Raw genomic sequence first — 18,720 nt, 5'->3', positions numbered from 1 at the left:
CGTCGGCCCGCAAGCAGCCGCGCGCCCTGCCCGGCGGGGGCGACCTCGGCCCCAACGTCATCGTCTTCGACCCCTCGACCCCCGGCATCCAGGCCCGCCTCGACCAGGTCTTCCGCCAGCAGGAGTCCGCCCAGTTCGGCACCGGGCGCTACGCCCTGCTCTTCAAGCCGGGCACCTACAACGGCCTCAACGCCCAGCTCGGCTTCTACACCTCGATCGCGGGCCTCGGCCTGTCCCCCGACGACACCACCATCAACGGCGACGTCACGGTCGACGCCGGCTGGTTCAACGGCAACGCCACGCAGAACTTCTGGCGCTCGGCGGAGAACCTGGCGCTGGTCCCGGTCAACGGCACCAACCGCTGGGCGGTCGCGCAGGCGGCCCCCTTCCGCCGGATGCACGTGCGCGGCGGGCTGAACCTCGCGCCCAACGGCTACGGCTGGGCCAGCGGCGGCTACATCGCCGACAGCCGGATCGAGGGCCAGGTCGGGCCGTACTCGCAGCAGCAGTGGTACACCCGCGACAGCGCGATCGGCGGCTGGCTCAACGGCGTCTGGAACATGGTGTTCTCCGGCGTCCAGGGCGCTCCCGCGCAGAGCTTCCCCAACCCGCCTTACACCACGCTCGACACCACGCCCGTCTCCCGGGAGAAGCCCTTCCTGTACCTCCAGGGCAGCGAGTACCGGGTCTTCCTGCCGGAGAAGCGGACCAACGCCCGCGGGGTGACCTGGGGCAACGGCACACCGAGGGGGACCTCGCTGCCGCTGTCGCAGTTCTACGTCGCCAGGCCCGGGGTGTCGGCGGCCACCCTCAACCAGGCGCTGGAGCAGGGGCTGCACCTGCTGATCACGCCGGGCATCTACCGCCTGGACCAGCCGATCCGGGTGAACCGCGCCAACACCGTCGTGCTCGGCCTCGGCTACGCCACCCTGATCCCGGACAACGGCGCGACGGCCGTGCGGGTGGCCGACGTCGACGGCGTGCGGCTGGCCGGGTTCCTGGTCGACGCGGGGCCGGTCAACTCCGCGACCCTGGTGGAGGTCGGACCGCAGGGCTCCTCCCGCGACCACTCCGCCAACCCGACCACGGTCCAGGACGTGTTCGTGCGCATCGGCGGCGCGGGCGCCGGCAAGGCCACCACCAGCATGGTGATCAACAGCCGCCACACGATCATCGACCACACCTGGGTGTGGCGGGCCGACCACGGCGAGGGCGTCGGCTGGGAGACCAACCGCGCCGACTACGGCGTCGTCGTCAACGGCGACGACGTCCTCGCGACCGGCCTGTTCGTGGAGCACTTCAACAAGTACGACGTGCAGTGGTTCGGCCAGCGCGGCCGCACGATCTTCTTCCAGAACGAGAAGGCGTACGACGCCCCCAACCAGGCCGCCGTCCAGAACGGCTCCGTCAAGGGCTACGCCGCCTACCGGGTCGGCGACGCCGTGACCTCGCACGAGGGCTGGGGCCTGGGCAGCTACTGCTACTACAACGTCGATCCCTCGATCGTCCAGCACCACGGCTTCGCCGCCCCGGTCCGCTCCGGGGTGCGCTTCCACAACCTCCTCGTGGTCTCGCTCGGCGGCAACGGACAGTACGAGCGCGTCATCAACGACACGGGGTCCCCGACATCGGGAACGTCGACGGTGCCTTCGACGGTGGTGTCGTTCCCTTAGGACGCGGGTGCCGGGCACCCTTGGGCGCCGGGGGAGGCGGACCGGACTGCTGGGTTCCGCCTCCCAGTTGGTGTCCGGCCGTCCGGCCGTAAATGATCCTTCCCGACAACGTCGGGGCCGTCCGGCCCGAGCCAGCACACTGGACTCTCCGGGCGGGGACCGCCGGCCCCACCCGGCGCGGCGCAGGAGCAACGGAGCAGTCGCACCCCCGCACCACATACCGGCGCCCTCCGCGGCGTACAGCACCGGCCTGTACACGGTGCGCGCCCGGGTCGGGCAACCCGTACGCGAGCGAGCCCAGTCTCACATCGGAACTGCTCAGCCCCGAATCGCCTTTGAGCGCAAGGCGGTTGGCCGCGGTGGAGACAGTCATGGCCAAGGTCGAAGCTCTGCCACAAATTGCACGATGACCAGATAAGGTGCAGGTCAACGTGATATGACAGCAGTCGGTCGATGCGCTCTTCACTGATCAGCCGTGTCGAGACATCAGCGGGGGTGTCCAAGCCTCGCAACCTGGCTCTTTCGCTGAACCGCCTGGGGGGAACTCGCCATGACCGACGCTCCGACGGACCCTGTCGACACCGACGAGGGCGACGCCGCCGACCGGAAGGCCGTCGAGAAGGAACAGGCCGAGCTCAAGAACTTCATCAAGGGTCTGAGCGCGGACGACATCAAGTCGGGGAACTGGTTCACCAAGCTCGCCGCTCATGCCATGAACTCCTACACCGAGAAGGTCGACTGGCAGTACTTCCAGGAGCGTTATGAGGGTGTCCCCGCGGATGCCATCGTGGATCAGCGGATCAAGATGGCGGCTCGGTACGCCGCCCTTGAGGGCGGGCTCTCCGCAGGGGCCTACACCGCGACCGTCGTCGCCACCCTCGGAAGCCTCGGGGGCGCCTCACCGGCGACCGTCCCCGCGGCCGTGGCGACCATGATGGTCGACGTCGCCTTCATCACCCAGCTCCAACTCCGCCTGGCCTACGACGTCTCCGTGCTCTACCGGGTCCCGCTCGATGTGCACGACCCCGAAGATCTGTGGAAGCTCATCCGCGTGGCATTCACGATCAAGAGCGGGGAAGCGGCCAACAAGACGGTGGTCAAGGCGGTACCGGCCCTGGTGCGACCCTTGGTCAAGCGCTTCTACTCAGGATCGGCACTCGCCGCCGGGAGGGCGCTCCCTGTCGTAGGGAAGCATCTTCTTCAGCGCAACGTCATCAAGATCGGCATCCCTTTGGTCGGCGTCCCCCTCGCCGTGCTGCTGAACCGCTACACCACGCTCCTCGCCGGGCGGCACGCCCAGGCCGTCTTCCGGAACGAGGCGCGGATAATCGAACTCGCCGAGAACCTGAGCAAGCGAAGTCAGCACCCGCAACTGATGCTGTGGGTCGCGTGGCTCGTCATCAGGGCGAACCCCAAGATCGCCGACGACGAGGCGCTGCTGATGCGGCACTTGGTGAGGGTGGTCCGGGAGCGACACCAGGTCGTCGACGAACAACTCGCCAACCTGGTCGACATCGACCCCACCGAGGTCTGGCGGCGCATGGACGCCGAGCAGGGAGACCTGAGCGACGTGCTCGACGCGGCCGACCAGGTGGCCGCTGTGGACGGCGACGTCAACGCGCGCGAGAAGGCCGTCATCGCCGAACTCCGGGATCACTGCTGCCGAGTCTGACCCGGGGCAGGGTGCGAGGCGGCCTTCCGCCGCGGAGACCGCTCAGCGCAGCTGGAACCGGTGTTCACCGGCGAGTCGGCACCACGCCGACACGCACAGGGGTCCACCGCCGCATGTGCGGCGCGCTGCCGTGCAAGCGTCGCTCCTGGTGCTGGGCCCGGCACAGTCGCGACGCCGGGCCCATGCCCACCCCCCGCACCCCGCTCTCCCCTCGCTCGCCCCCGCGGACGCCACGCCTGGATATCTCCGACACCCACGCGGAACGCCGGCCCGCCGTCACCTCTCCCACTTCCCCTGACGCCGAGTCCGAGTCCGGTCGCGGCCTTCTCCTCGTCGCTGCCCTGACCGAGGGCCAGGTCGTCACCGACCGCCGCTCCGGCCCCGGCAAGACAGAGCGGGCGGTGGTGAGCACCGCGCCGAGCGGTCGGAGCGACGCGCTGTCAGTGACCCGGCCTAGTCTGCTTCCGTACCAGGTCGCCCCGTCCCGGACCGCACCCTGGCCCGCGCCACCGTCCGGACCGCGCACGGACAGGAGGGAGAGCACCGGGAACACCGCGGCGCGGGCGGCGCACTCGGCCCACTCCCCCGCACCGCGATCACCGACCCGATAGGTTCGCCCCATGCCTGGCCGTCTCCTCGAACTGCACGTCGAGAACTTCCGCAGCCTGCGCGACGTGACCGTGCCGCTCGGTCCGCTGACTGTGTTAGTGGGCCCGAACGGGGCGGGCAAGTCCAACGTGCTGCAGGTATTCGACTTCCTCGCCGACATCATCCGCACCGACCTCCAGCCGGCACTCGACACGCGCGGCGGGTTCGACGAGGTGGCCTTCTGGGGCGGAACCAGACCGCCGACATCCATGCGCATCCACCTCAAGGCGACCTGGACGACCAACTCCACCCTCAACGCACCGGACGAGTACGACCTCACCATCCGGCGCCGCTCCCTGCGGTCGAAACAGACCGGCGAACGCTCGCCCTACTACTCCCTCTCCCGCGAAGAGAGCTTTGCGTTCAAACGCAGGCAAGGGCGCGGCCGGCGCATCAAGATCACGGGGGAGGAGGCGCGCATCCTCGACGTGAGGGCGGGCCAGAGCAAGGACAGCGGCAGCTTCGGCATCCGGAGGCTGAGCAGCGGACTGTCGACGCTTCCCCGGCTCGGCCCCTCCGACGGCGGGGACGAGGTGACGCGGGTCGCGGACCGGCTGTCGTCGTTCCGGGTCTTCGACGTGGACGTGGAGGCGGCCCGCCAGCCGACCCGTCTGCGCGGCGCCGACTTCGCCGTCCTCTCGCCGCACGCCGAGAACCTGGCCGGGTTCCTGATCCACCTCAGCGGCCGCGAGGAGATCTGGGACGACCTGGTCGCCGACGCCCGTACGGTGCTTCCGCAGTTGGAGGACATCGAGTTCGAGGAGGTCGGCGGGTCGACCGACCAACTGACCGTCGTCCTGCGCGAGCGCGGTCTGCGCCGTCTGACCCCGCTCGCCGACGCCTCCTACGGGACGGTCCGCCTCCTCGGGCTGCTCGCCCTGCTGTACGACCCCAACCCGCCGGCGTTCACCTGCATCGAGGAGATCGACCACGGGCTGCATCCGCAGGCCCTGGAGCTCGTCGTGCAGCGGCTGCGCGAGGCCGCGGAGCGGACACAGTTCATCGTGGCCACCCACTCGCCCGCGCTCGTCAACCGGCTGCACCCGGAGGAGTTCGTCGTGTGTGATCGTGACGAAGGCGGGGCGTCGATCATTCCGGCGCTCACCGTCGACGAGGTGAGGGAGATCGTCGAGGAATCCGGTGAGCAGCCACTCGGCGAGCTGTGGTTCTCCGGGGTGCTGGGCGGCGACCTCACGGGGGGCGAGCTGTGACTCCGAAGGGGCGGCAGGGCGGCGGACGCGCGTCCCGAGAGCAGGGACGGGGCGTCATCGTGCTGGCGGGCGAGGACCAGAACGACTGCGAGATCATGGCCGCGCTGATACGCGCGCACCGGCCCGACCTGAGCGACGCGGCCAAACTGGTCCGCATCAACGACCCGGTACGGCTGCGCAGGAAGTCCGGCCCCGACCTCGCCGCCGCGGTGAAGGCACTGACCGGCAAGGCACGGGCCAAGGCACGCCAGCAGCGCTCCGATCTGCTCGGGTTCGTCGTCCACGAGGACCTGGACGGTTACACCGACGCTCACTACGCCCGTATCCGCAAGGCGCTCACCGACGAGTTCGGCCGCCAGTGCCAGGGGTTCCGGACGGCGCTCGCGCTCGCCGCCTGGGAGAGCGAGGGCTGGCTGCTGCTCTTCCCCGACGCCTTCCCCCACGTCCGTCCGCGCTGGAAGGTCCCCGACCGGCTGCTCGACAAGGACACCGGCCGTCTCAAGGACGCCAAGGACGAGCTCAAGCGGGGGCTCGGCCAACCGGTCTTCCGGGAGAGCGACGGCCCCGCAGTCGCCCGCAAGGCGCTGGAGCACCGGCTGATCCCCTCCCCGCGCGGGGGCAACCGCTCGTACGCGGACTTCGTCGGGGACCTCACACACTGGACCTGACCGCACGGCCACACCGCAGGACAGGACGCGGTTGCGCAGGACGCGTTGCCGAGCGCTTCGCCCGTCATGATGAGCCGCGGGTCGGTGTCGGAAAGGTCCTGCACAAGACCGAAGTCGAGGGTCTTCACCGGCCCACCGGCGCTCACCCTGACGTTCTGCGGCTTGAGGTCGCGGCGCATGCGGCTGACCGTACGCGCGCCAGAGGCCCGAGGCCCCAGAAACGACGAAATACCGGTGAGCCACATGACTCGACCGGTAATTCGTGAACGCTTCGGGACGATCTCGTGAACGTCCCGTCTGGTGTCCGAGGGGGGACTTGAACCCCCACGCCCGATAAAGGGCACTAGCACCTCAAGCTAGCGCGTCTGCCATTCCGCCACCCGGACCAGGTGTCCGCCGCCTTGACGGGGGTGTTCCCCGTGGCGACAGGGACAACAATACCAAGCTTTGGCGGCGCCTTTCACCTGCGTTTCCTCCCCTCGGGCGGGGGTCCGGCGGCGTGCGCTCCCCGGCGCCTAAGGTCGCACCATGAGTGACGTCTGGGTTACGCAGAGCCGTGCGGCGGGCCGTCGTCCGCGTGCGCTGTCGCCTCTTCGGGAGCATCTGCGGGACACGTTCTGGTTCGCGCCGACCGCCGCGATGGCCGGGGTCATCGTGGTGTGGCTCGCGGCGCAGGCGCTGGACACCGCTCTCGTGGACGCGCTGCGGGAGGACGGCGACTACGCGACGCTCGACGAGCTGCTGCGGTTCGCGCAGGACGCGAAGGCCGTGGTGAGCGCGGTCGGCTCGGCGATGATGACGTTCATCGGCGTGGTCTTCAGCATCTCGCTGGTGGCGGTGCAGATGGCGAGCGGCCAGTTCACCCCGCGCGTGGTGCGGCTCTTCGTGCGCAGCCGGATCACCAAGGCGACCTTCGCGGTCTTCCTGGCGACCTTCGTGCTGACGCTGCTCGTCCTGACCGCGTACGACACCACCGACGACCCGCGGACCGTGACGACGGTGCCCCTGGTGCAGTCGGTGCTCACGCTCGGCATGGTGGCGCTGAGTCTGCTGCTCTTCGTGCTGTACGTGAACGCCACCCTGCGGCTGATGCGGATCAGCCATGTGATCGCGCGGATCGCGGCGGAGTCGTTCCGGGTGATCGCCTCGATGCCCGCCCCGGCCGAGGGGGCGCGGCCGCCGGGGCTCGGCTCCGCGACGGCATGGGTGGCGCACGAGGGGCGGGCCGGGGTGCTGCGCGACGTGCACATCGCCCGGCTGGTGCGGGTGGCCCGCAAGCACGGCGTCGTGCTGCGGCTGATCCCGCGGATCGGTGACTTCGTGGTGCCCGGCACTCCCCTGCTGGCGGTCCACGGCGGCGCGGCGCCGCCCGCGGGCGCGCTGCGCGGCGCCACCTCGGTCGGGGTGGAGCGGACGTACCACCAGGATCTCGGCTTCGGGCTGCGGCAGTTGTGCGACATCGCGCTGCGGGCCCTGTCCCCCGCGATCAACGATCCGACGACGGCCGTGCAGGCGGTGGACCGCATCGTGGAGTTCCTGGCGGCGCTCGCCCGGCATCCGCTGGACGCCGCCCTGCACCGGGACCGGGCGGGCGCCGTGCGGCTGGTGCAGCCCGTGCCGGGCTGGACCGAGCTGGTGGATCTCGGGTTCAGCGAGGTGCGCGGGTGCGCGGCGGGGAGCCCGCAGGTCACGCGCCGGATGCTGGCCGGCCTCGACGACCTGCTGCTGCTCACGCACGCGGGGCGCGGCGAGCCCCTGCTGCGGCACCGCGCGCTGCTGCGCCTGGCCGTCGAGGAGAGCGCTCCCCACGCCGCGGACCGGGCCTTCGCGCTGCGCCCGGACCGGCAGGGCATCGGCTGACCGCCGCGGCCGGCCGACGCCCTGCCTCCCCCTGGTCAGGGGAGCAGCTGGTAGTCCGGGAAGTTCCCGGGCAGCCGCTCCCCCTGCGGTCCGCGGGTCACCGCGCGCACCAGCAGCTCGCCGCCGACGAACGCACCCCGCCAGGACGCCCCGAAGCCGCCGAACAGCTCGTCGCGGTCGCCGCGCGAGCGCGGTGTGCCCCGGCCGACCTTGAACGCGCGGATCTGCGGGGCGAGGCGTGCGAAGGTCGCCGGGTCGTCGGTGGACAGGGTGGCGACGAGCGCGCCGTTGGAGGCGTTCATCGCCGCGAGCAGTTCCGCCTCGGTGTCGACCAGGACGATGGTGTCGACCGGGCCGAAGGGCTCCGCGTGGTGCAGCGGTGAGGAGGGCGGCGGGTTCAGCAGGGTCACGGGCTGGACGTACGCCGCGGTGTCCTGGCCGGGCAGGAAGCGGGCGTCGGACCACTGCCCGCGGTACAGCGGCACGGCGCCGCGGTCGACGGCCTCGGCGACCTGGTCGTGGAGCTCCTTGGCCTTGGCGGCGTTGATCACCGGCCCGAAGTCCAGCGCCGGGTGGGGGTCGTCCCGCTTCTCGACCGCCAGGGGGTGGCCGATCCGCAGGGAGCGCACGGCGGGCAGGTAGGCGGTCAGGAACGCGTCGAACAGCTCGCGCTGGACGACGAAGCGCGGGTAGGCGGTGCAGCGCTGCTTGCCGTAGTCGAAGAGCTTGGGGACCACGGCTGTCAGCGCGTCCCAGTCCGTGTAGTTCCAGATGCCCCAGGTGTTGAGTCCCTCCTGTTCGAGGACGTGCCGCTTGCCGAGGTCGGCGACGGCCGTGGCGACGGCGGCGCCGGTGTCGCGGCCCCCGACGAAGGAGACGCAGCCGATCTCGGGGGCCCGCACCAGCGCCTCGGAGAGTTCGCCTCCGCTGCCGCTGACCAGGGTGAGGGGGATTCCCTCGCGGGCGGCCAGCGCGCAGGCCAGGGTCAGGCAGGCCACGCCGCCGTCGGTGGGGGTCTTGGCGATGACGGCGTTGCCCGCGAGTGCCTGGACCAGCATGGCGTGGACGAGCACGCTCATCGGGTAGTTCCAGCTCGCGACGTTGGAGACCGGGCCCTCCAGCGGGGCCCGGTCCCGGACCATCGGCTCGATGCCGTCGACGTACCAGCGCACGCCGTCGACGGCCCGGTCGACGTCCGCGAGGGCGAGCCGCCAGGGCTTGCCGATCTCCCAGACGAGCAGGAGGGCGAGCAGCTCGCGGTGCTGGGCCAGCGCGTCCAGGGTGGCGGCGACGCGGGCCCGGCGCTCGGCGAGCGGGAGGTGACGCCACGCGCGGTGCTGGTCGAGCGAGGCGCGGACGGCCCGGTGGGCGGTGGCCGCGTCCAGGCGCGGCGGGCCGGCGACGGGGCCGCCGTCGACGGGGCTGGTGGCGGGCAGGGCGCGGCCGTCGGCCCGCCAGCCGGCGTGCCACAGGTTGAGGACGCGGTCGTCCCGGAACGCCTCCGGGGCGGCGGTCAGGCAGCGCTGCCAGGCGTCGGCCCAGGCGGTGCCGGACTTGAGGGTGAGGGTGGTTGCCATCTCGGTCTCCGCTCTCGGTGCACGGTCGAGAGGATCAGGGGCTCGCGCGGGCCCTTCGGGGGAAGGGCCCGGTGGCGGGCGGCAGTTCACGGTCCACGGCGGACGCCGGCGGGGTGCGGCGTCCGGAGGTGTCCCGGGGCGGCCGGGGGCGGTGTCACACCCCGGCGCCCAGGTGGTCGAGCACCAGGCGCGCGGTCTCGGTGGGGGTGCCGCCGACCCGTACGCCCACCGCCTCCAGGGCCTCCTTCTTGGCGGCGGCGGTGCCCGAGGAGCCGGACACGATGGCGCCGGCGTGTCCCATCGTCTTGCCCTCGGGGGCGGTGAACCCGGCGATGTAGCCGACGACGGGCTTGGTGACGTGGTCGCGGACGTAGGCGGCGGCGCGTTCCTCGGCGTCGCCGCCGATCTCCCCGATGAGGACGACGAGTTCGGTGTCGGGGTCGTCCTGGAAGGCGGCGAGGCAGTCGATGTGGGTGGTGCCGACGACGGGGTCGCCGCCGATGCCGACACAGGTGGAGAAGCCGATGTCCCGCAGCTCGTACATCAGTTGGTAGGTGAGCGTGCCGGACTTGGAGACCAGGCCGATGCGGCCGGGCTTGGTGATGTCGGGCGGGATGATGCCCGCGTTGGACTGGCCGGGGGTGATCAGGCCGGGGCAGTTGGGGCCGACGACGCGGGTGCCGCGGGTGCGGGCGTGGGCGGTGAAGGCGACGGAGTCGTGCACGGGGATGCCCTCGGTGATCACGACGGCGAGGGCGATGCCTGCGTCGGCGGCCTCGGTGACGGCCGCCTTGGCGAAGGCGGGCGGCACGAAGACGACGGTGGCGTCGGCGCCGGTGGCGCGCATGCCGTCGGCGACGGAGCCGAAGACGGGGACGGCCCGGTCGTCGAAGTCGACGCTCTGCCCGGCCTTGCGCGGATTGACCCCGCCGACGACGTTCGTGCCGGCGGCGAGCATGCGCCGGGTGTGCTTCATGCCCTCGCCGCCGGTCATGCCCTGGACGAGGACCTTGCTCTCCTTGGTGAGGTAGATCGCCATGTCGTCTCGTCTCCTCAGGCGGTTGCTGCGGCGAGTCGGGCGGCCCGCTGGGCGGCGCCGTCCATGGTGGTGGCCTGCTGGACCAGGGGGTGGGCGCGCTCGTCGAGGATGGTGCGGCCGCGGGCGGCGTTGTTGCCGTCGAGGCGTACGACGAGCGGCTTGGTCAACTGCACGCTGTCCAGGGCCTGCACGATGCCGTCGGCGACCGCGTCGCAGGCGGTGATGCCGCCGAAGACGTTGACGAGGACGGACTTCACGGCGGGGTCGGAGAGGATGACGGAGAGGCCGTCGGCCATGATCCGGGCGGAGGCGCCGCCGCCGATGTCGAGGAAGTTCGCGGGGCGGGCGCCGCAGCCGGCGACGACGTCGAGGGTCGACATCACGAGGCCGGCGCCGTTGCCGATGATGCCGACCTCGCCGTCGAGCTTGACGTAGTTGAGGCCCTTGGCGGCGGCCGCGGCCTCCAGCGGGTCGTCGTGGTCGACGCCGTCGACGCCCCAGCGGGCCTGCCGGAAACGGGCGTTGTCGTCGAGGGTGACCTTGCCGTCGAGGGCGAGGATCTGTCCCCGGGCGGTGCGCACGAGGGGGTTGACCTCGACGAGGAGGGCGTCCTCGCGGACCAAGACCTCCCACAGCCGTACGAGGACGTCGACGGTCTGCGGCGGCAGTCCTGCGGCCTCGGCGATCTGGCCGGCCTTGGCGGAGGTGACGCCCTCGGCCGGGTCGACGGGGACGCGGGCCACGGCCTCGGGGCGGGTGGCGGCGACCTCCTCGATGTCCATGCCGCCCTCGGCCGAGGCGATGGCGAGGAACCCGCCGGCCGCCCGGTCGAGCACGTAGGACACGTAGAACTCGCTCTCGATGTCGACGGGTTGGGCCAGCATGACCTTGCCGACGGTGTGGCCCTTGATGTCCATGCCGAGGATCTGGCGGGCGGTGATCTCGGCGGCGGCCGGGTCCGCGGCGAGCTTCACCCCGCCCGCCTTGCCCCGTCCCCCGGTCTTGACCTGCGCCTTGACCACGACACGGCCGCCGAGCCGGCGGGCGATCTCGCGGGCCTCCTTGGGCGAGTCGGTCACCTCCGCCCGCGGTACCGCGATGCCGTGTTCCTCGAAGAGTTCCCTTGCCTGGTGCTCGAAAAGGTCCATTCCGGCTCCTGACTCGAAAGTGCCGCACGCCCCCTGGACACCACCCACCGGATGCGGGATAACAAGGTTCATACAGTATTCGTCGACTGTATGCAATGTACCGCGAGAGCCGTTCCACCCCCTACGAAGGGACAGGACTTCGCCATGCCCGACGACACCCAGGACGTCATTTCCGGTGGTCATCTCGTTGCCAAGGCGCTGAAGGCCGAGGGGGTCGACCGCATCTACACCCTGTGCGGCGGCCACATCATCGACATCTACGACGGCTGCGTCGACGAGGGCATCGAGGTCGTCGACGTCCGTCACGAGCAGGTCGCCGCCCACGCCGCCGACGGCTACGCCCGCATCACCGGCAAGCCCGGCTGCGCCGTCGTCACCGCAGGCCCCGGCACCACCGACGCCGTCACCGGCGTCGCCAACGCCTTCCGCGCCGAGTCGCCGATGCTGCTCATCGGCGGCCAGGGCGCCCTCACCCAGCACAAGATGGGGTCCCTCCAGGACCTGCCGCACGTCGACATGATGACGCCCATCACCAAGTTCGCGGCGGCCGTGCCGGACACGGCGCGCGCGGCGGACATGGTCTCCATGGCCTTCCGCGAGTGCTACCACGGCGCTCCCGGGCCCTCCTTCCTGGAGATCCCGCGCGACGTCCTCGACGCCAAGGTGCCGGTGGACAGGGCACGGGTGCCGAGGGAGGGGGCCTACCGCGCCTCCACCCGCTCGGCCGGCGACCCCGAGGCGATCGAGAAGCTCGCCGACCTGCTGGTCCACGCCGAGAAGCCGGCCATCCTGCTCGGCAGCCAGGTGTGGACGACCCGCGGCACCGAGGCGGCCATCGAGCTGGTGCGCGCCCTGAACATCCCCGCGTACATGAACGGGGCCGGCCGCGGAACCCTGCCGCCGGGCGACCCGCACCACTTCCAGCTGTCGCGCCGCTACGCCTTCTCCCACGCCGACGTCATCGTCATCGTCGGTACGCCCTTCGACTTCCGCATGGGCTACGGCAAGCGGCTGTCGCCGGACGCCACGGTCGTGCAGATCGACCTCGACTACCGCACCGTCGGCAAGAACCGCGACATCGACCTCGGTGTCGTCGGGGACGCCGGACTGGTGCTGAAGTCGGTGACCGAGGCGGCCTCGGGCCGCATCGACGGCGGCGCGTCCCGGCGCAAGGAGTGGCTCGACGAGCTGCGCGCGGCCGAGCAGACCGCGCTGGAGAAGCGGCTGCCGAGCCTGAGGTCGGACGCCTCGCCGATCCATCCCTACCGGCTGGTCAGCGAGATCAACGACTTCCTCACCGAGGACTCGATCTACATCGGCGACGGCGGCGACATCGTCACCTTCTCCGGCCAGGTCGTGCAGCCCAAGTCACCGGGCCACTGGATGGACCCGGGCCCGCTCGGCACGCTCGGCGTGGGTGTCCCCTTCGTGCTCGCGGCCAAGCAGGCACGGCCCGACAAGGAGGTCGTCGCGCTCTTCGGCGACGGCGCGTTCTCCCTGACCGGCTGGGACTTCGAGACGCTCGTCCGCTACGACCTCCCCTTCGTCGGCATCGTCGGCAACAACTCCTCGATGAACCAGATCCGCTACGGCCAGGCCCAGAAGTACGGCCTGGAGCGCGAGCGGGTCGGCAACACCCTCGGCGACGTCCACTACGACAAGTTCGCGCAGATGCTCGGCGGTCACGGCGAGGAGGTCCGCGACCCCGCCGACATCGGCCCCGCGCTGCGGCGCGCCCGCGAGTCCGGCAAGCCGTCGCTGATCAACGTCTGGGTCGACCCGGACGCGTACGCCCCCGGAACCATGAACCAGACCATGTACAAGTGAGGTGAACGCCCATGACCGCAAGGGCACTTGAGGGCATTCGCGTCCTCGACATGACCCACGTCCAGTCCGGGCCCTCGGCGACCCAGCTGCTCGCCTGGCTCGGCGCGGACGTCGTGAAGCTGGAGGCGCCGACCGGTGACATCACGCGCAAGCAGTTGCGCGACCTCCCGGACGTCGACTCCCTCTACTTCACGATGCTCAACTGCAACAAGCGGAGCATCACCCTCAACACCAAGACCGAGCGCGGCAAGGAGATCCTCACCGAGCTGATCCGGCGCTCCGACGTCATGGTCGAGAACTTCGGGCCGGGCGCGGTGGACCGGATGGGCTTCACCTGGGACCGCGTCCAGGAGATCAATCCACGGATCGTCTATGCCTCCATCAAGGGGTTCGGCGAGGGCCCGTACACCGACTTCAAGGCGTACGAGGTCGTCGCGCAGGCCATGGGCGGGTCGATGTCGACCACCGGTTTCGAGGACGGGCCGCCGATGGCGACGGGGGCCCAGATCGGGGACTCGGGCACGGGGGTCCACGCCGTGGCGGGGATTCTCGCGGCGCTGTTCCAGCGCGAGAACACCGGGCGCGGTCAGCGGGTCAACGTGGCCATGCAGCATGCTGTGCTCAACCTCTGCCGGGTGAAGCTGCGCGATCAGCAGCGGCTGGCCCATGGCCCGCTCCGTGAATATCCCAACGAGGACTTCGGCACGGAGGTTCCCCGGTCCGGAAACGCGTCCGGCGGAGGTCAGCCGGGCTGGGCCGTCAAGTGCGCGCCGGGCGGCCCCAACGACTACGTGTACGTCATCGTGCAGCCCGTCGGCTGGCGGCCGATCAGCGAGCTCATCGGCCGGCCCGAGCTGGCCGACGACCCCGAGTGGGCGACGCCCGAGGCCCGGCTGCCCCAGCTGAACAAGATGTTCCAGCTGATCGAGGAGTGGTCCTCGACCCTGCCCAAGTGGGAGGTGCTGGAGCGGCTGAACGCCCACAACATCCCCTGCGGGCCGATCCTGTCCACCAGGGAGATCATCGAGGACTCCTCGCTGGTCGACAACGAGATGGTCGTGACCGTGCCGCATCCGGAGCGCGGCGAGTTCGTCACCGTCGGCAGCCCGCTCAAGCTCTCCGACTCCCCCGTCACGGTCAGCAGTTCACCCCTGCTCGGCCAGCACAACGAAGAGGTCTACGTGGGTGAGCTCGGCCTCGGCGACGAGGAACTGCGCCTGCTCAAGTCGAACGGAGTGATCTGACGTGATGGCCGAAGACCGCGCCCTGCGGGTGCGGACCCTCCTCGACTCGGTGCGGGCGCAGGGACGCACGGCGCTGACCGCACCCGAGGGCAAGGTGATCGCCGACGCGTACGGCATCGCCGTACCGGGCGAGGAGCTGGCCACGGACGTCGACGAGGCGGTCGCCTTCGCGGCGCGCTTCGGCGGGCCCGTGGTGATGAAGATCGTCTCGCCGGACATCCTGCACAAGACCGACGCGGGCGGAGTGATCGTCGGCGTGGAGGGCGCGGCCGACGTACGCGCCGCCTTCCACCGGATCGTCGAGAACGCGCGCGCGTACGACGCGGACGCCCGTGTCGCGGGTGTCCAGGTGCAGGAACTGCTCCCCCGGGGGCAGGAGGTGATCATCGGCGCGGTCACCGACCCCACGTTCGGCAAGGTCGTCGCCTTCGGGCTGGGCGGTGTGCTCGTCGAGGTGCTCAAGGACGTCACCTTCCGGCTGGCGCCCGTCTCCGCCGACGAGGCGCTGTCCATGCTGGACTCGATCCGGGCGGCGGAGATCCTGCGCGGTGTCCGCGGCGCCGCGGCCGTGGACCGCTGGGCGCTGGCCGAGCAGATCCGCCGGGTCTCCCAGCTGGTCGCGGACTTCCCCGAGATCGCCGAGGTGGACCTCAACCCGGTGATCGCCACCGAGGACGGCGCCGTCGCCGCCGACATCCGGGTGATCCTCTCCGAGGCACCGGCACGCGCGCGGCGCCGCTACACGCGCGAGGAGATCCTCACCTCGATGCGCCGGCTGATGCAGCCGGCGTCGGTCGCCGTCATCGGCGCGTCCAACGAGCGGGGCAAGATCGGCAATTCGGTCATGCGCAACCTCATCGACGGAGGGTTCGCGGGGGACATCCATCCGGTGAACCCCAAGGCCGATGACATTCTGGGCCGCAAGGCGTACAAGAGTGTCACGGACGTTCCGGGTGAGGTAGATGTGGCGGTCTTCGCCATTCCGGCCAAGTTCGTGGCCTCGGCGCTGGAGGAGGTGGGGCGCAAGAAGATCCCCAACGCCGTCCTCATCCCCTCCGGCTTCGCGGAGACCGGCGAGCACGCGCTCCAGGACGAGATCGTGGAGATCGCCGAGCGGCACGGCGTCCGGCTGCTCGGGCCGAACATCTACGGCTACTACTCGACGTGGCAGGACCTGTGCGCCACGTTCTGCACGCCGTACGACGTCAAGGGCGGTGTGGCGCTGACCTCGCAGTCGGGCGGCATCGGCATGGCCATACTCGGCTTCGCCCGGACCACCAAGACGGGCGTGTCGGCGATCGTCGGCCTCGGCAACAAGTCGGACCTGGACGAGGACGACCTGCTGACCTGGTTCGGCGAGGACCCGCACACCGAGTGCATCGCGATGCACCTGGAGGACCTGAAGGACGGGCGGGCCTTCGTGGAGGCCGCGCGCGCGACCGTGCCGAAGAAGCCGGTCGTCGTCCTCAAGGCGGGCCGTACCGCGGCTGGCGCGAAGGCGGCCGGCTCGCACACCGGTGCCCTGGCCGGCGACGACGCCGTGTACGAGGACATCCTGAAGCAGGCCGGCGTCATCCGGGCGCCCGGACTGAACGAGATGCTGGAGTACGCGCGCGCGTTGCCGGTGCTGCCCGCACCGCGCGGCGACAACGTCGTGATCATCACCGGGGCGGGCGGGAGCGGGGTGCTGCTGTCGGACGCGGTGACCGACAACGGCCTGTCCCTGATGGAGATCCCGCCGGACCTGGACGAGGCGTTCCGGAAGTTCATCCCGCCCTTCGGGGCGGCGGGCAACCCGGTGGACATCACGGGCGGGGAGCCGCCGTCGACGTACGAGGCGACGATCCGGCTCGGGCTGGAGGACCCGCGCGTCCACGCGCTGGTCCTCGGCTACTGGCACACCATCGTCACTCCCCCGATGGTCTTCGCGGAGCTCACCGCGCGCGTGGTGGCCGAGTTCCGCGAGCGCGGGATCGAGAAGCCCGTCGTCGCCTCGCTCGCCGGTGACGTGGAGGTCGAGGCGGCCTGTCAGTACCTGTACGAGCGCGGGGTGGTGGCGTACCCGTACACGACCGAGAAGCCGGTGGCCGTGCTGGGCGCCAAGTACCGGTGGGCGCGCGCGGCGGGGTTGTTGGGGGGCGGTTCATGAGGTGAGCCGGCGGGGGCCGGCCGACGGTGCGCGTCGGCCGGCCCCGGGACCCGCGGCGCACGAAAGGCATTGGACAGGGGGCGCTGGCCAGAACTTTCGACGCAAGGGGTGCAAGCACTGTGACAACCACCGACGTTCCACGGGCGGTCGGCTATCGCGAGGTGACCGACAAGAACGGACGCGTCTACCGCATCGGCGAGTCCGACATCGACATCATGGGGCGCAAGCGCAAGTGGATGGTGATCCTGCCCTGGGTGGGCATGATGGGCATCTCCTCCGCCGAGTACGCCTTCGCCTCCGCCGAGGAGACCTTGGCCGCGGCGCACAACTGGAACAGCCTGCACATCTTCTGGATGATGACCGTCTGGGTGTTCTTCCAGGCCGCCGTCGCCTTCCCCGCCGGCAAGCTGCGCGAGAGCGGCCGGCTGCCGGCCCGCTGGGCGATGATGCTGGGGGCGACGGGCACGTTCATGGGCTACCTGTCGCTGGCCTTCGCACCGAACGTCGTCTTCGCCTACATCGGGTTCAGCATGTTCAGCGGCATGGGCGCCGGCATGGTGTACGCCACCTGCGTCAACATGGTCGGCAAGTGGTACCCGGAGCGCAAGGGCGGCAAGACCGGCTTCGTCAACGGCGGTTTCGCCTACGGCTCGGTGCCCTTCGTCTTCCTGTTCACCGGCTACATGGACCTGACCAACTACCGCTGGGTCCTGGTCTCGGTGGGCGTCCTGCTCGCGAGCCTCGTGGCGTTCTCCGGCTCCTTCTTCAAGGACCCGCCGAAGAACTGGTGGCCCGAGGCCATCGACCCGCTGAACCCGCCGGCCGACCCGCGCGCGGCCCGCTCGCTGCGCATGAACCCGCCGGCCGTCAAGCAGTACACCCCCAAGGAGGCGTGGAAGACCGGCCGGGTGGGGCTGATGTGGTTCTGTCTGGCCTGTACGTCCGGCGTGAACATCTTCGGCATCGCCTTCCAGGTGGAGATAGGTGACAGCGCCGGGTTCGCGGGCGGGATCGTGGCCACGGCCATGTCCCTGAAGGCGATCGTCAACGGCACCGGCCGCGGTGTCATCGGCTGGCTCTCCGACCTGTACGGCCGCAAGCGGTGCCTGATCGTGGTCTGTGTGATCCTCGGTCTGTCCCAGTACGGCATCCTGTGGTCGGCCGACATCAAGAACCTTCCGCTGTTCCTGATCTTCTCCTCGATCTCCGGCTTCGGCGGCGGCGCGATCTTCCCCATGTTCGCCGCGCTCACCGCCGACTACTTCGGCGAGAACAACAACGCCTCCAACTACGGCATGGTCTACAGCGCCAAGCTCGTCTCGGGTCTGGGCGCGGGCATGGGCGCCCTGGTGGTCGGCGCCTGGGGCCACTCCGGTGCCTTCCTGCTGGCCGGCTCGATCTCGCTGTTCGCCGGATGCGTGGCGCTGTTCCTGACCCCGCCGGGACGCGACAAGCGGGGCAACCGCATCTCCCCCAACCCGCAGCCTCTCGGCGAGGACATGGCCTGAGATGACGGCAGATCCGTACGCAGCGGAGAACGGCTCGTCCGCACCGTCCGACGCCGCACACCGTCCCCTGGTCCTCGTGATCGTCGTGCCGGGTCTGGCGCAGTCGGCGTGATCTGGGCGGGGGACCTCGGGAGCGAGCGGCTGTTCCTGTTCTTCGCGTTCCTCTGCGGGTTCGGCGGCGGCGCGTGCCACCCGCTGTTCGCGGCGCTCACCCCGGACTGCTTCGGGGAGAACCACGACGCCACGAACTACGGCCTCGTCTGCAGCGGCAAGCTGATCAGCGGCCTGTTCGGCGGCGGGCTCGGCTCGACGGTGGTCGTCGCCCGGGGCTATGACGGCGCCTGGGCCCTGGCCGGCGGGGTCTCGATCCTGGCGGCGGCGTTCGCGCTGCCGCCGCGCCGGCCGGGACGGGCGGCGCGGCCCGTGCCCGCGGTCTGACGGCGCGCTGACCACAGCCCGGCGACAGCCTGGTCGCGGCATCCATGAGGAGGCCCTC

At 70.8% G+C, this 18,720-nt stretch carries 12 protein-coding genes, 1 tRNA gene and 1 pseudogene; 10 read left to right on the top strand and 4 right to left on the bottom strand.

The window, feature by feature from the left end:
- The 4 genes from SZN_RS12905 to SZN_RS12885 all read left to right on the top strand — a co-directional run.
- The coding region (locus SZN_RS12905) for a hypothetical protein (RefSeq protein ID WP_007494996.1) at window positions 1-1,673 on the top strand (1,673 nt) is incomplete at its 5' end.
- Between the two features lie 550 nt (window positions 1,674-2,223).
- On the top strand, window positions 2,224-3,345 hold the full coding sequence (locus tag SZN_RS12900; RefSeq protein WP_007494993.1) for a hypothetical protein: 1,122 nt from the start codon (window positions 2,224-2,226) through the stop codon (window positions 3,343-3,345).
- Between the two features lie 620 nt (window positions 3,346-3,965).
- A complete protein-coding gene (locus tag SZN_RS12890; RefSeq protein ID WP_007494991.1) occupies window positions 3,966-5,204 on the top strand; it encodes an AAA family ATPase in 1,239 nt (412 codons plus the stop codon).
- Window positions 5,201-5,872, top strand: coding sequence for a hypothetical protein (locus SZN_RS12885; RefSeq protein ID WP_244313341.1), 672 nt, complete (start codon window positions 5,201-5,203; stop codon window positions 5,870-5,872). The genes SZN_RS12890 and SZN_RS12885 overlap by 4 nt, the downstream gene beginning before the upstream one ends.
- A gap of 298 nt (window positions 5,873-6,170) precedes the next feature.
- On the opposite strand, the gene SZN_RS12880 is transcribed toward SZN_RS12885, so the two are convergent.
- Window positions 6,171-6,258, bottom strand: a tRNA-Leu gene (locus tag SZN_RS12880).
- Between the two features lie 142 nt (window positions 6,259-6,400).
- Between SZN_RS12880 and SZN_RS12875 the strand changes: the two genes are divergently transcribed.
- A complete protein-coding gene (locus SZN_RS12875) occupies window positions 6,401-7,732 on the top strand; it encodes a DUF2254 domain-containing protein (protein WP_007494987.1) in 1,332 nt (443 codons plus the stop codon).
- A gap of 35 nt (window positions 7,733-7,767) precedes the next feature.
- Here SZN_RS12875 and SZN_RS12870 read toward each other — a convergent pair whose 3' ends face one another.
- The 3 genes from SZN_RS12870 to sucC form a co-directional block, all read right to left on the bottom strand.
- Window positions 7,768-9,309 (bottom strand): aldehyde dehydrogenase family protein, encoded by a 1,542-nt coding sequence (locus SZN_RS12870; RefSeq protein WP_007494985.1) that lies wholly within the window; start codon window positions 9,307-9,309, stop codon window positions 7,768-7,770.
- 154 nt (window positions 9,310-9,463) lie between these two features.
- Window positions 9,464-10,348 (bottom strand): succinate--CoA ligase subunit alpha, encoded by an 885-nt coding sequence (gene sucD, locus SZN_RS12865; RefSeq protein ID WP_007494983.1) that lies wholly within the window; start codon window positions 10,346-10,348, stop codon window positions 9,464-9,466.
- 14 nt (window positions 10,349-10,362) lie between these two features.
- On the bottom strand, window positions 10,363-11,496 hold the full coding sequence (gene sucC, locus SZN_RS12860; protein WP_007494981.1) for an ADP-forming succinate--CoA ligase subunit beta: 1,134 nt from the start codon (window positions 11,494-11,496) through the stop codon (window positions 10,363-10,365).
- Between the two features lie 144 nt (window positions 11,497-11,640).
- Here sucC and SZN_RS12855 point away from each other — a divergent pair, with 144 nt between their 5' ends.
- The 5 genes and pseudogenes from SZN_RS12855 to SZN_RS12835 all read left to right on the top strand — a co-directional run.
- Window positions 11,641-13,323 carry a thiamine pyrophosphate-binding protein gene (locus SZN_RS12855; RefSeq protein ID WP_007494979.1) on the top strand — a complete coding sequence of 561 codons (1,683 nt, stop codon included), beginning with the start codon at window positions 11,641-11,643 and terminating at the stop codon, window positions 13,321-13,323.
- A gap of 11 nt (window positions 13,324-13,334) precedes the next feature.
- Complete coding sequence (frc, locus tag SZN_RS12850; protein ID WP_043730308.1) at window positions 13,335-14,567, top strand: formyl-CoA transferase; 1,233 nt, start codon at window positions 13,335-13,337, stop codon at window positions 14,565-14,567.
- Window positions 14,568-14,571: 4 nt separating this feature from the next.
- Window positions 14,572-16,716 carry an acetate--CoA ligase family protein gene (locus SZN_RS12845; RefSeq protein WP_007494975.1) on the top strand — a complete coding sequence of 715 codons (2,145 nt, stop codon included), beginning with the start codon at window positions 14,572-14,574 and terminating at the stop codon, window positions 16,714-16,716.
- 119 nt (window positions 16,717-16,835) lie between these two features.
- Window positions 16,836-18,224 carry an OFA family MFS transporter gene (locus tag SZN_RS12840; protein ID WP_043730304.1) on the top strand — a complete coding sequence of 463 codons (1,389 nt, stop codon included), beginning with the start codon at window positions 16,836-16,838 and terminating at the stop codon, window positions 18,222-18,224.
- Between the two features lie 67 nt (window positions 18,225-18,291).
- A pseudogene (locus tag SZN_RS12835) lies at window positions 18,292-18,662 on the top strand (MFS transporter); the annotation flags it as partial.
- Window positions 18,663-18,720 lie beyond the last annotated feature (58 nt).

This window comes from Streptomyces zinciresistens K42 (assembly GCF_000225525.1).
Classification (GTDB): domain Bacteria; phylum Actinomycetota; class Actinomycetes; order Streptomycetales; family Streptomycetaceae; genus Streptomyces; species Streptomyces zinciresistens.
This window is presented reverse-complemented; position numbering and strand designations above follow the sequence as displayed.